The 13,003-nt window shown below is 65.8% G+C and carries 12 protein-coding genes; 2 read left to right on the forward strand and 10 right to left on the reverse strand.

What is annotated here, in order from left to right; all coding sequences use genetic code 11:
- Window positions 1-26: 26 nt before the first annotated feature.
- The 4 genes from U5760_RS01375 to rimO all read right to left on the reverse strand — a co-directional run bounded on the left by U5760_RS01375 (window position 27) and on the right by rimO (window position 4,172).
- Window positions 27-1,211 carry a cystathionine beta-lyase gene (locus U5760_RS01375; protein WP_322009077.1) on the reverse strand — a complete coding sequence of 395 codons (1,185 nt, stop codon included), beginning with the start codon at window positions 1,209-1,211 and terminating at the stop codon, window positions 27-29.
- Window positions 1,212-1,219: 8 nt separating this feature from the next.
- Window positions 1,220-1,834: a hypothetical protein gene (locus tag U5760_RS01380; RefSeq protein ID WP_415914018.1), complete on the reverse strand. Its 615-nt coding sequence runs from the start codon at window positions 1,832-1,834 to the stop codon at window positions 1,220-1,222.
- Window positions 1,835-1,902: 68 nt separating this feature from the next.
- Window positions 1,903-2,829 (reverse strand): sugar kinase, encoded by a 927-nt coding sequence (locus U5760_RS01385; protein WP_322009079.1) that lies wholly within the window; start codon window positions 2,827-2,829, stop codon window positions 1,903-1,905.
- Window positions 2,830-2,834: 5 nt separating this feature from the next.
- The gene (gene rimO / locus U5760_RS01390; RefSeq protein ID WP_322009987.1) at window positions 2,835-4,172 is read right to left on the reverse strand and encodes a 30S ribosomal protein S12 methylthiotransferase RimO; all 1,338 of its coding nucleotides are present in this window, start codon (window positions 4,170-4,172) and stop codon (window positions 2,835-2,837) included.
- Window positions 4,173-4,336: 164 nt separating this feature from the next.
- On the opposite strand from rimO, the gene U5760_RS01395 reads away from it, so the two are divergent.
- A complete protein-coding gene (locus U5760_RS01395) occupies window positions 4,337-4,567 on the forward strand; it encodes a transcriptional regulator (RefSeq protein ID WP_322009082.1) in 231 nt (76 codons plus the stop codon).
- Between the two features lie 86 nt (window positions 4,568-4,653).
- Here the strand turns inward: U5760_RS01395 and phaR are convergent, their stop codons facing one another.
- The 6 genes from phaR to U5760_RS01425 form a co-directional block, all read right to left on the reverse strand.
- A complete protein-coding gene (phaR, locus tag U5760_RS01400; RefSeq protein WP_322009083.1) occupies window positions 4,654-5,232 on the reverse strand; it encodes a polyhydroxyalkanoate synthesis repressor PhaR in 579 nt (192 codons plus the stop codon).
- A gap of 146 nt (window positions 5,233-5,378) precedes the next feature.
- Window positions 5,379-6,119 carry a 3-ketoacyl-ACP reductase gene (locus tag U5760_RS01405; RefSeq protein ID WP_322009084.1) on the reverse strand — a complete coding sequence of 247 codons (741 nt, stop codon included), beginning with the start codon at window positions 6,117-6,119 and terminating at the stop codon, window positions 5,379-5,381.
- Window positions 6,120-6,321: 202 nt separating this feature from the next.
- On the reverse strand, window positions 6,322-7,503 hold the full coding sequence (locus U5760_RS01410) for an acetyl-CoA C-acetyltransferase (RefSeq protein ID WP_322009085.1): 1,182 nt from the start codon (window positions 7,501-7,503) through the stop codon (window positions 6,322-6,324).
- Between the two features lie 80 nt (window positions 7,504-7,583).
- Window positions 7,584-9,494, reverse strand: a complete 1,911-nt coding sequence (gene phaC / locus U5760_RS01415) for a class I poly(R)-hydroxyalkanoic acid synthase (protein WP_322009087.1) — start codon at window positions 9,492-9,494, stop codon at window positions 7,584-7,586.
- A 401-nt stretch (window positions 9,495-9,895) separates the two neighbouring features.
- Entirely contained in the window at window positions 9,896-10,756 is an 861-nt protein-coding gene (gene pgeF, locus U5760_RS01420; RefSeq protein ID WP_322009089.1) for a peptidoglycan editing factor PgeF, read from the reverse strand.
- Entirely contained in the window at window positions 10,753-12,012 is a 1,260-nt protein-coding gene (locus tag U5760_RS01425) for an RluA family pseudouridine synthase (RefSeq protein ID WP_322009090.1), read from the reverse strand. The genes pgeF and U5760_RS01425 overlap by 4 nt, the downstream gene beginning before the upstream one ends.
- Window positions 12,013-12,061: 49 nt before the next feature.
- Between U5760_RS01425 and U5760_RS01430 the strand changes: the two genes are divergently transcribed.
- Entirely contained in the window at window positions 12,062-12,979 is a 918-nt protein-coding gene (locus tag U5760_RS01430; RefSeq protein ID WP_415914019.1) for an outer membrane protein assembly factor BamD, read from the forward strand.
- The last annotated feature ends 24 nt before the right edge of the window (window positions 12,980-13,003 follow it).

Genomic DNA, 13,003 nt, shown 5'->3' on the forward strand with positions numbered 1-13,003 from the left:
GGCCTCCCGCCCCGGTGCCCGGAGTATCAGGCGAGCGTCGCGAGCGCCTGCTCGATGTCGGCGCGCAGGTCGGCCTCGTCTTCGAGACCCACGTAGAAGCGCACCAGCGTGCCGCGATGCGTCCAGCGCGACGCCGTGCGCATCGAGTCGACGTGGTAAGGCATCACGAGGCTGTTTGCCCCGCCCCAGCTCCAGCCGAGCGCGAAAAGCTCGAGCGATTCGCAGAACGTATCGATCTGCTCCGGGCTGTAGCGCTCGTGGAACACCACCGAAAAAAGGCCGCCCGCGCCCGTGAAATCGCGCTGGAATTCGGCGTGACCTGGGCAATCCTCGAATGCCGGGTGCAGCATAGCCGCGATCTCGCCGCGCGTCTTGAGCCAGCTCGCGAGCGCAAACGCGCTGCGGTCGTGCGCTTCGAAGCGCGCCTTCATGCTCGGCAGTGCGCGCAGCACGAGCGAGCAGTCGTCCGCCGAGACGCCGATACCGAGACGCATGCGCGCCTGCTTGAGCTTCAGATACACCTCGCGGTCGCGCGTGATGGTCGCGCCCATCAGCACGTCGCTGCCGCCGGACTGATATTTCGTGAGCGCCTGCACCGAGATATCGACGCCATGTTCGAACGGCTTGAACGCGATACCGGCCGAATACGTGTTGTCGATCGCCGTCACCACGTTGCGCGCACGCGCCGCCGCCGTGATCGCCCCCACGTCGGGCACTTCCATCGTGACGGAGCCCGGCGCTTCGATCCAGATCAGCCGGGTGTTGGGCTGGATCAGCGAGGCAATGCCGGCGCCGATCAGCGGATCGTAGTAGCGTGCCGTCACGCCGAAGTCGCGCGCGAGCCAGTCGCCGTGATCGCGGTTCGGCGAATAGGCGTTGTCGGGAATCAGCACATCGTCGCCCGCTTTCACGAGGCCGAAATACACGTTCGAAATCGCCGAGAGCCCCGAGGGCTGCAGCAGCACATGCTCGCCGCCTTCTATCGCCGCGAGCCGCTGGGCCAGCATTGCGGAGGTCGGCGTCGCGTGCAGGCCGTAGCGCCATTGCGCGTCGTTGCGCCAGTCGAGCGCGCGCAGTGTCGCCAGATCGGGAAAGACCACGGTCGAGGCACGCGTGACGGGCGCGGCAAAGGACTCGAAACCCGGCGTGATCTCGCCTTCCGGATGGAGAATGCGCGTCTGCAACGCGCGGCTGGAGTCGGTTTTCTTCATTTGGGAGGCTATTGACCGGTAGTGAGGTTGCTGACGCCGCCCACGGGCTGGGCGCCCGCGGGAGCCGAAGAAGCCGCGCCCGAATCGGCAGGCGCAGCAGCGGCAGCGGTCGGGGCAGGCACCGGCTGCCCGGCCGCAAGCGGCTTCAGTTCGAAATCGACCGGGTTCGAGTCGTCCACTTCCATGCGCTCGCCCGAAACCGTGCCGTCGGGGGAGAACGTCCCCACCCAGTTGCCGGTGATGTGCGTGCCGTCGTTCGACTCCTCGCCTTCGAGTGTCGTGCCCTCGCGGTCGCCCGCGATCAGGATGACCTCGCCCGTGTCAGTGAACTGATACTCGCCGTGGACGCCGGTCGGGTCGTCGGTCTTCGGTCCGAGTCGCATCACGATCTGCCGCTTGCCGAGCATGCCCACGTAGCGCGGAAACTGCGCGAATTCGGGGTTCGGCTTGAGCGGCAATTGTATCGACGGCGGCGCGGCCAGTTCCTTCACGGGATCGACCGCGTTCTGCGCGCGCGCCGACAAAGGCAACGTCAACGCGAACGCCGCCACGGCAAGCGCGCCGGCCATCTTGCGCGGGCCGCGCGAAGCGGCAATCCATTGCTTCAAGATCGAGTTTTTCATCGGTTTCCTGACTTCACCTTCGAATGAGCCGTGCGCCGGACGGCAAGCTGCTGGGTGGCCCCTTACCCTTACGTAGCCAGCAGGGCTTCGACCGCCTCGCGACGCGGAATCGGTGCGACGGCGCCAAAGCCCAGCGTCGAGAGCGCCGCCGCCGCATTCGCGTAACGCGCCGCAGCGAACGGATCGTCGCCCGACACGAGGCGGGCAATGAACGCGCCGCCGAAGCAATCGCCCGCGCCGGTTGCATCGACCGCCGCGACCACGCGGCCCGGCACGAGGCGCCGCTCGTCCGCAGTCGCCACGTACGCGCCCTCCTTGCCGAGCTTCAACGCCACCACGCGCGGCCCGTGCGCAAGCAGCCAGTCGACGATCGCATCGCGATCGTCCAGCCCCGTCAGCACCGTCACGTCGTCCCAGCTGGGCAGACAGATGTCGGTGGCACGCAGCACTTCGCTCATCACGGCTCGCGCGCGCGGCAACGGCCAGAGCTTGAGCCGCAGGTTGGTATCGAAGCTGACCTGGCCGCCGCCCGCATGCACGAGGTCGATCGCGGCGAACGCCGCATCGCAGGCCGTGTTGCTGATCGCGACGCTGATGCCGGACAGATGCAGCACGCGCGCCGCCGCAAGCGCTTCGCGCGGCAAATCGCGCGGTGTGTAGCGGCTTGCCGCCGAGCCGGCGCGCAAATAGTCGAATACGTGGCCGTTCGGGCCATGCGAGACGAAATAGACGCCGGTGGGCGCCGCTGCGTCGAGCCGCACAGTGGACGTATCGACGCCCTCGCGCGCCCACAGATCGAGCAGGAGGTGCCCGAACGGGTCGTCGCCGACAGCGGAGACGAAACCCGTGCGCACGCCCTGGCGCGCGGCGGCAAGGCAGAAGTTCGACGTATCGCCGCCGAAGCCTTGCAGGTACTCGGGTTTATCTCGGGATGCCTGATTGAATTCGACCATCGCCTCGCCGAACGCGAGAACCTGCGGTGCGGCTTCGCTCATGCCGCTCAGACCTCGCCCCAGAGATCGTGCCCGTCTGCGCCGGTGATCTTCACCGAGACGAAGTCGCCGACCTTGTAGCGCTTCGACGCCCTGGTCGCCGGCGCGACATAGACGACACCGTCGATTTCGGGCGCATCGGCGGCGGTGCGGCCGATACCGCCGTCGACGTTGATTTCGTCGATCAGCACCTTGAGCGTCTTGCCGACCTTGCGCTGGATGCGCTTCGCCGACACGGCTTCGGCCACCTCCATGAAGCGCGCGCGGCGCTCCTCGCGCACTTCGTCGGGCAACGCGCCATCGAGTTCGTTGGCGCTCGCGCCTTCCACGGGCGAATAGGCGAAGCAGCCCACGCGGTCGAGTTCGGCCTCGCGGATGAAATCGAGCAGCGTTTCGAACTGCTCTTCCGTTTCGCCCGGAAAGCCTGCGATGAAGGTGCTGCGGATCGTGAGATCCGGGCACATCGCGCGCCAGGCCTGCACGCGCTCGAGCACCTTCTCCGCATTCGCGGGGCGCTTCATGCGCTTGAGCACTTCGGGATGCGCGTGCTGGAACGGCACGTCGAGATACGGCAGCACGTGGCCCTTGAACGGGCCTTCGGCCATCAGCGGAATGACTTCATCGACGCTCGGATACGGATACACGTAATGCAGACGCACCCAGGCGCCGTACTGCGCAGCCAGTTCGCCCAGCGCGCCGACGAGATCGGTCATGCGCGTCTTGAGCGGGCGGCCGTTCCAGAAGCCGGTGCGGTACTTCACGTCCACGCCGTAGGCGCTCGTGTCCTGCGAGATCACGAGCAGTTCTTTGACGCCCGACTTGAAGAGGTTTTCGGCCTCGAGCATCACCTCGGCGACGGGGCGCGAAACGAGATCGCCACGCATCGACGGGATAATGCAGAACGTGCAGCGGTGGTTGCAGCCTTCGGAAATCTTCAGGTACGCGTAGTGGCGCGGCGTGAGTTTCACGCCCGCGGGCGGTACGAGATCGACGAACGGATCGTGCGGCTTGGGCAGATGGGTGTGGACCACCTGCATGACTTCGCCGACCGCATGCGGACCGGTCACGGCCAGCACCTTGGGATGAACTTCCTCGATGAGGTTCGAGCCGCTCGCGCTCTGCTTCGCCCCCAGACAACCCGTGACGATCACCTTGCCGTTCTCGCTCAGGGCTTCGCCGATGGCGTCGAGACTTTCCTGCACCGCTTCGTCGATGAAACCGCAGGTGTTGACCACGACCAGATCGGCGCCGTCATAGGTGCCGGAGATTTCGTAACCCTCCGCGCGCAGTTGCGTAATGATCTGCTCGGAGTCGACGAGCGCCTTCGGGCAGCCGAGGGAAACCATCCCCACACGCGGAGCAGGATTGCGGGAGGTCGTTGATTCAACAGGGTTTTTCACGTGTACGTCCGGATGTGGGGCGCAAGGCGGTCGATGCGCCGCGCGAGGATCAAGCCAATCCTCTATTTTACCCGGATGTCATATGGAACGGCGCTGCTTAGGTGCGCAGCATGGAAAAGTCGGGCCGAATCAAGGATTTGCAGACGGCGATCCTTGATCGAGATCATTTCAAGATCGGACTCGTGCAAAGCGCCTTTGCAGCGCTACCGGGCTTTTGGACGCTCCATGTGCACGCTGCAAGACTGGGACAGGACCAGCGCCAGCCGACGGGCGCCGCACAAACCCTGTTGCGCGTAGCGGTACGCTATCCGAAAGCGTTGCGCGACCTCAAGATGGCCTGAGCGCTCTACCCGGACGCGTTGGCGCGAGGCGCGCGCACGGCAAATGCACTGCCGGCGTGGCCGCTATTCCACCGCGTCCGCCCCGCTCACTTCTTCTCGTCTTCGCTCTCGGGCGTGCCCTGCGCGGGCGGTTTGAACGGGAAGCTGCTGAACATCGACTTCGCCTGGTTCTGCATCTGCTCCTGCATCTGCACGAACATGTTCTTCGACTGCTCGATGTAGCTCGTCATCATGCCCTGCATCATGGGCGCCTGCATGTTCATGAACTGCGACCAGACCTCGGGGTTCATCGCGTTGCCTTCATAGAGGCTCTTCGACTGATCCGCGAGCTTGTTCTGGATGTCGATGAATGCCTGGATGTTCTTTTCCAGGTAAGCCCCCATCATCCCCTGCATCGCATGACCATAGAAGCGAATGATCTGCGACAGCATCGACGAAGAGAACATCGGCAGCCCGCCGCTTTCTTCTTCCAGGATGATCTGCAACAGGATGCTGCGCGTCAGATCCTCGTTGGTCTTCGCGTCGATGACCTTGAATTCCTCCTGATCGAGCACGAGCTGCTTCACATCGGTCAACGTGATGTAGGTGCTCGTCTCCGTGTCGTACAGCCGACGGTTCGGATATTTCTTGATCAGTCGTTCGGCGGTTTTCTTTGTAGTCGTCATGTGTCGCCCTTGTTCGCCCGGCTACGCCTCGCGTGCCGGTCTAGCCCGGATGCGGCGCCTGCCCCGGTGTGCAGCGAGGCGCCTGGTCCGTATGGATCCCTGCGGTGCCGCGCGCTCCCGAAACCCCGGGCGCGCGGCGCGCCGGATCAGCCCATGTGCAACCCGCCGTTCAGCGAGAAGTCCGCACCGGTTGCAAAGCCCGATTCGTCGGAGGCGAGCCATGCGACGATCGAGGCGATTTCCTCGGGCGCGCCGAGGCGCCGCACCGGAATGGTCGCCACGATCTTCTCCAGTACGTCCGGGCGGATCGACTTCACCATGTCCGTGCCGATGTAGCCCGGCGAAACGGTATTGACCGTCACGCCCTTGGTGGCCACTTCCTGCGCGAGCGCCATCGTGAAGCCGTGGATGCCTGCCTTGGCCGTCGAGTAGTTGGTCTGCCCGAACTGGCCTTTCTGTCCGTTCACCGACGAGATGTTGATGATGCGGCCCCAGCCGCGCTCGACCATGCCGTCGATCACCTGTTTCGTCACGTTGAAGAGGCTCGTGAGGTTCGTGTCGATCACGGCCGTCCAGTCCTCGCGCGTCATCTTGCGAAACACCACGTCGCGCGTGATGCCCGCGTTGTTGACGAGCACCTCGACCTCGCCCACCTCGGCCTTGACCTTGTCGAAGGCCTGACGCGTCGAATCCCAGTCGCCGACGTTGCCTTCCGAGGCCACGAAGTCGAAACCGAGCGCCTTCTGATCTTCCAGCCACTTCGCACGGCGCGGCGAGTTCGGGCCGCAGCCGGCTACCACGATGAAGCCCTGCTTCGCGAGGCGCTGGCAAATCCCGGTGCCGATGCCCCCCATGCCGCCCGTTACATACGCAATACGCTGTGACATAAACCCAACTCCATTATCGTTTTCCGGGGCGCCCAACGACGGCCCCGGCCTCGCCCTTCCTCTGTCCCGCTCATCGATCGCGCTCAAGCATGCTCAAGCACAATCAAGCACGGGACCGGTGCCGCCCACGCCTGTCATGCGGTGCGCGGCACCGAAGCCGGCCGCCTTGAAACCACCCAGGCGGCCGGCTCCGTTCGCTACCTCAGGCGCGCTCGACTGCGAGCGCCACGCCCATGCCGCCGCCGATACACAGCGAGGCCAGGCCCTTCTTCGCATCGCGCTTCTGCATCTCGTACAGCAGCGTGACGAGCACGCGGCAACCCGACGCGCCGATCGGGTGACCGATGGCGATCGCGCCGCCGTTCACGTTGATCTTCGACGTGTCCCAGCCCATCTGCTTGTTCACGGCGAGCGCCTGCGCGGCAAAGGCCTCGTTGATCTCCATGAGATCGAGGTCCTGCGGCGTCCAGCCTGCGCGCTCGAGGCAGCGCTTCGATGCCGGCACCGGGCCCATGCCCATGATCTTCGGATCGAGACCCGCGTTCGAGTACGCCTTGATGCGCGCGAGCGGCTTCAGGCCCAGCTCCTCGGCCTTCTTCGCCGACATGACCACCACCGCAGCCGCGCCGTCGTTCAGGCCCGAGGCGTTCGCCGCCGTCACCGTGCCTTCCTTGTTGAACGCCGGCTTCAGGCCCGCGAGCGATTCCGCCGTCACACCGTGGCGCACGAACTCGTCGGTCTTGAACTGGAGCGGCTCACCCTTCTTCTGCGGAATCGCAACCGGCACGATTTCGTCGTCGAAGCGGCCTGCCTTTTGCGCGGCTTCCGCCTTGTTCTGCGAGAGTGCCGCGAACGCGTCCTGCTCTTCGCGCGTGATGCCGAATTCCTTCGCGACGTTTTCCGCCGTCACGCCCATGTGGTACTGGTTGTAGACGTCCCACAGGCCGTCCACGATCATGGTGTCGACGAGCTTCGCGTCGCCCATGCGGAAGCCGTCGCGCGAGCCCGGCAGCACGTGCGGCGATGCGCTCATGTTCTCCTGGCCGCCCGCCACGACGATCTCGGCGTCGCCCGCGATGATCGCGTTGGCGGCGAGCATCACGGCCTTCAGGCCCGAGCCGCACACCTTGTTGATCGTCATCGCCGGAACCGAAGCGGGCAAGCCCGCCTTGATGGCCGCCTGGCGCGCCACGTTCTGGCCCGAGCCGGCCGTCAGCACCTGACCCATGATCACTTCGCTCACCTGCTCGGGCTTGATGCCCGCGCGCGCGAGCGCTTCCTTGATCACTACCGCGCCCAGTTCGGGAGCCGGAATCTTCGCGAGCGAGCCGCCGAATTTGCCCACTGCCGTGCGTGCGGCCGATACGATCACAATGTCAGTCATTTCCAGTTCCTCCGGCCAGCAGAACGTCGCGAGAGACGCCGGCCCGTCAAGTTAAAAACCATTCCCGCAGCGGTGCGCTTTTAATCGCGCTGCTGCACGTAACGTCCCGGCGCCGGTTCGATCTCCGGAAACTCCGCCGATCCGGCCTGCGCACGCGGCTTGACCTTCTTGCCGCCATACTGATCGAGCCATTCGGCCCACGTCGGCCACCAGCTGCCGGGTTTCTCCTGCGCCTGCCCAAACCATTGTTGCGCATCGGCCGGCAGGTGCTTCGCGTCGGTTTCGATGCTCCAGAAACTGCGCTTGTTCTTCGAAGCCGGATTGATCACGCCCGCGATATGCCCCGACGCGCCCAGCACGAAGCGCAGCGGCCCCGAGAGCAGCGGCACCGAGGCGTACGCCGTGCGCCACGGCACGATGTGATCGTCGCGCGAACCGTAGATGAAAGTCGGCACGTCGATGCGCGAGAGATCCACCTCCTCGCCGCACACGGTGAGCGCACCAGGCTCGCGCAGCTTGTTCTCGAGGTAGGTATTGCGCAGATACCACGTGTAGGCCGGGCCGGGGAAGCTCGTCGAATCGCTGTTCCAGAACAGCAGGTCGAACGGCGCCGGCGTGCGGCCCTTGAGATAGTTATCGACGACGTAATTCCAGACCAGATCGTTGGGGCGCAGGAACGAGAACGTGTTGGCGAACTCCACGCCGTGCATGAGGCCCGGCTTCGTGCCGTTCTTGCCGCCGATGGTCTGCTCGCGCATCTGCACGTGCGCCTCGTCGACGAACACGTCGAGCACGCCCGTATCCGCGAAGTCGAGCATCGCGGTGAGCAGCGTCATCGACGACGCCGGATGCTCGCCGCGCGCTGCCGCGACCGCAAGCGCCGTGGCCAGCATCGTGCCGCCGATGCAAAAGCCGAGCGTGTTGATCTGCTCGCGGCCGCTGATGCTGCGCACGACCTCGATGGCCTTGAGCACGCCGTCTTCGATGTAGTCGTCCCACGTCTTGTCGACGATCGATGCGTCGCCGTTGTGCCAGGAGACGAGAAACACCTGCTGCCCCTGCTCGAGCGCGTAGGCGACGAGCGAATTCTCGGGTTGCAGGTCGAGGATGTAGAACTTGTTGATGCAGGGCGGCACGATCAGGAGCGGCCGCTCGCGCACGCTCGTCGTGCGCGGCTTGTACTGGATCAACTGGAACAGTTCGTTCTCGAACACGACCGAGCCTTCGGTCGTCGCAAGATTGCGGCCCACCACGAAGCGCGATTCGTCGGTCTGCGAGATCTTGCCGCGCGTGAGGTCGCCCAGCAGATTCATCACGCCCTGGCGCAGGCTTTCGCCGTGCGTTTCGAGCAAGGTGTTCTGGGCGTCCGGATTGAGCGCGAGGAAATTGCTGGGCGAGGCCGCGGCCGTCCACTGCTGCACGGCGAAGCGAATGCGCTCGCGGGTTTTCGGATCGGCGTTGATCGAGTCGGCAAGTTCGTGCAGGTAACGCGCGTTGAGCAGATACCATGCGGCCGTGAATGCGTAGGCCGGCGTGGCCTTCCATGCGTCCGAGCTGAAACGGCGGTCCTTCAGTTCAGGCGCCTGCGGCGTGGTGTCCGACGCCTGGCGCAACAAATCGAGCGCCTCGCGCGAATAGTCGGCCTGAAGTTGCTGCAGACGCGAGGGTTCGATCGAAGCCGCCGGCAGGCGAAACGCCTCGAACGGCGACGCCACACCGGCAGGCGCGCCGAAAGCGCCATGCAGACCACCACCGGGACCACCGGCGCCGTTAGCAGCGACGCCCGCTTGCGGCCACCAGCCGTTCTGAAACGGCGCCTGCCGGGCCGCAGCCTGCTGGGCTTGCTGCGCAGCATTCATGGCATTGCGCCAGGCCTGGGTCCACGCTTCGAGTATCTGCTGCATTCCGGCGGCATCCGGAGTGAATTGCTGCGCACCGCTAGTTGAAGCGCCCGTGCCCGGGGAATTCGTGGAACGTTCAGATGCCGTCATGCCTGCTTTTGACCGATATGCCCCGAAGGACTGGTTGAGAGGCAGGTGGTACGCAGACATGGCGCGCGTCGCGCCTCGTCACGTCCTGTCCCGTAGGTGAAGGACATTCTTGCTCCCCACTGCGAAGCATGTCAATGCTTGTGCCCGATTTTGCCGCACTGCGATAATTTTTTTATTATCGTTTTCCCGATGTGGGTTATCGCCCGACTTCCGCGTAAAAAGCGAGGCGCCGCACGATGGGTTAAAAAGCATCGTGCGGCCAAGCGGTTGCAATGCAATGCGGCGAGCCAGCACGCAATCGGCATTCGTTCGCGTACTGCGTTTCCCGGCGCTTGATGCGTTGCAGCAAAACGGCCGGGAAACTGTCGGAGGCGCAGCAAAAATGCGCTGATTGAAACGCGTCAGGGTTCGAGCCAGATGAGTGCCGCCATGCGGCCCGTCACATGATCGCGCCGGTACGAATAGAACTGCTCGCGCTGCGTGTAGGTGCACTGATCGCCGCCGCTGATGCGCGTGACGCCGAGCGCCGCAAGCCGCAAACGGGCGAGCGCGCCCAGATCGGCGAAGTACTTGCCGGGCGCCTCCGGGCGCGCGACGAACGCAGCGGCCGTCGCCTCGCGTTGTGCCCCTTCGACATGGGCCGCGTGATTCATGAAGGCGTCACGCACGTCTGCCCCCACTTCGAAGGCCGTCGGCCCGATCGCCGGACCGAGGTACGCGTGCAGATCCTGCGGCGCGCATACGGCCAGCGCGGCCACGCGTTCGGTCGTGCGCTCGATGACACCGGCGGCCAGCCCGCGCCAGCCCGCATGGGCCGCGCCCACTGCGCGGCCGGCGTCGTCGCACAGCAGCACGGGCATGCAGTCGGCCACCATCACCGTGCAGGCAATGCCGGGGCGATCCGTCACGCTCGCGTCGGCGGCAAGCGGCTCGCCCGCGCGGGCGGCGGCGAGCGCCGCCCCGGCCTCGACCACACCGGCGCCGTGGACCTGCTTGAGCCAGGCCGCCGGCACGCCGGCATAGGCGAGAAGCCGTGCCCGGTTCGCCTCGACATCGTCGAGTTCGTCGCCCGAAAGCCGGCCGAGATTGAGGCCGCCCGGCAGATCGTGCCCCTCCCCGCCTTCAACTTCGGCCTGCCAGCGGCCAAAAGGCGGAGCGCTCACGCCGCCGTTGCGCGTCGTGACGATGGCCCGGACCCTGGCCGGTGCCTGCCAGTCGGGATGCAGCAGATCCGAAGAAGTCAGTTCAACGGTGGTGCTCATGCGCGGCGGTCCTCGCTGTCGCTATCGTCGTCGTCCTCTTCGTCATCTTCGTCGCTGCCGATCACGAAACCTTCGTCCGTGTAGGCGCTGTCGAAGACCTCGTCGTCGAAGCCGTGTTCGTCCTCGTCTTCCGGGCCGAAGCCGAGCGCTGCGATCAGCGCATCCATGTCGTCGGGCACCTCGGCGCGCCACTGCATCGCGCGGCCCGTCACCGGGTGGATGAGGCCGAGCCGCCAGGCGTGCAGCGCCTGCCGCGCGAAGCCGTCCGGCAGCGCGGCAACCGAACGCCTTCCGCGCGCGTGGCCATACACCGGGTCGCCGAGCAGCGGATGACCGACGGCCGCACAATGCACGCGAATCTGGTGCGTGCGCCCCGTCTCCAGATCGCAATGGATCGCGCTGATGGGCTGGTTGTGCCAGAGCGTCTTGTCGATGCGACGGAAGTGCGTGCGCGCGGGCTTGCCTGCCGCGCCCTTCACTACCGCCATGCGCGTGCGCTCGCGCGGATCGCGGCCGATCGGCGCGTCGATGGTGCCCTTGTCGGGCGTGTTGCCCCACACGAGCGCCAGATAGCGGCGCTTGACGGTGCGAGCCTGCAACTGGCGCACGAGATCGGTCTGCGCTTCGAGCGTGCGCGCGACGACCATCAGCCCCGAAGTCTCCTTGTCGAGCCGGTGCACGATACCCGCGCGCGGCAGGCCCGCGGCCGCCTCGCCGTAGCGGTGCAACAGGCCGTTGAGGATCGTCCCGCTCCAGTTGCCCGCGGCCGGATGCACGACGAGCCCGGCAGGCTTGTTGATGACGAGAATCGCCTCGTCCTCGTAAATGACGTCGAGCGGCACCGGCTCGGGCGTGAACGCCAGCTGCTCGGGCAGCAGATCGGGCACGAGCTCGATCGTGGCGCCGAGCGGCACCGGCTGGCGCACCTTGGCGCTCGCACCATCCACGCGCACGCGCTGCGCCTCGATCCAGCCCTGCAGGCGGCTGCGTGAGAATTCGGGAAAGACCTTGGCGAGCACCTTGTCGAGCCGCTCGCCGGCGAGCTCGTCGGGCACCTGGACGCGGCGCGGCGCTTCGGCGCCCCGCTCGCGGCCGGCGCTCGCGCTGCCGGCGGGGGCCGCGAGCGCGTCCGCGCCGAGGTCGTCGTCGAGCGCCTCGCCGGACGCTGCGTCATCGGGCACTTCGCCCAGGCTATAATGGTCGATGCTGTTTTGGGCGCCGGGGGCGCCGCCTCCCGGAAGAACTGAACGGGTCATTGAGTCTGGGTCGAACTGGGACCTGAAGCTGAACTGGAAAATGCGAGCCTTGAACACGATTACGAAACTGGCCCAACACGCGATGGCCCGGCACACGGAAGCGCGATCGCCCGAACTGGCCGAATCGGCCGATTCGGCCGCATCGGCAATACTCAGCAAGATCGGCAACGTGATCCGCATCGCCGCCTGCGGCGCCGCGCTCGCCGTAGTGGCGGCCTGCCACGGCCTGCCGGAAAAAACCGACGAAACGGCAACGTGGAACAACAACAAATTATATACGGAGGCTCAGGACGCGCTCTCCGCCGGTGACTGGAGCAAGTGCGCGAAGTACTTCGAATCGCTCGAGGGCCGCGACCCGTTCGGTCACTTCGCGCAGCAGGCGCAGATCAACGTGGCCTACTGCGACTGGAAGGACAGCGAGAACGACGCCGCCGACCAGGCCATCGACCGCTTCATCCAGCTGCACCCGGATCACCCGGACATTTCCTATGCCTATTACCTCAAGGGCATGATCCACTTCAACGACGACCTGGGCCTCTTCGGCCGCTTCTCGGGTCAGGACATGAGCGAGCGCGATCCGAAGTCGCTGCGCGAGTCCTATGACGCGTTCAAGGTCGTGGTGGACAAGTATCCGCAGAGCAAGTACGCGCCGGACGCCGCGCAGCGCATGCGCTACATCGTGAACGCGCTGGCTTCGCACGAAGTTCACGCCGCCGACTACTACTACCGCCGCGGCGCCTACGTGGCCGCGATCAATCGCGCGCAGCTCGCGATCACCGAGTACAAGAGCGCGCCGGCGATCGAAGACGCGCTGCACATCATGATCCTGTCGTACCAGAAGCTCGATCAGCCGCAGCTCGCCGACGACACGCGCCGCGTGCTCGCCGCGACCTTCCCGGACAGCCCGTACATTACGGGCCGTGCACGCGCGGGCAAGGACAACAAATCGTGGTGGCAGCTCTGGTAAGCCCTCGGCGCCGAGCTGGCCCAG

This window comes from Paraburkholderia sp. J12 (genome assembly GCF_905220215.1).
Taxonomy (GTDB): Bacteria; Pseudomonadota; Gammaproteobacteria; order Burkholderiales; family Burkholderiaceae; genus Paraburkholderia.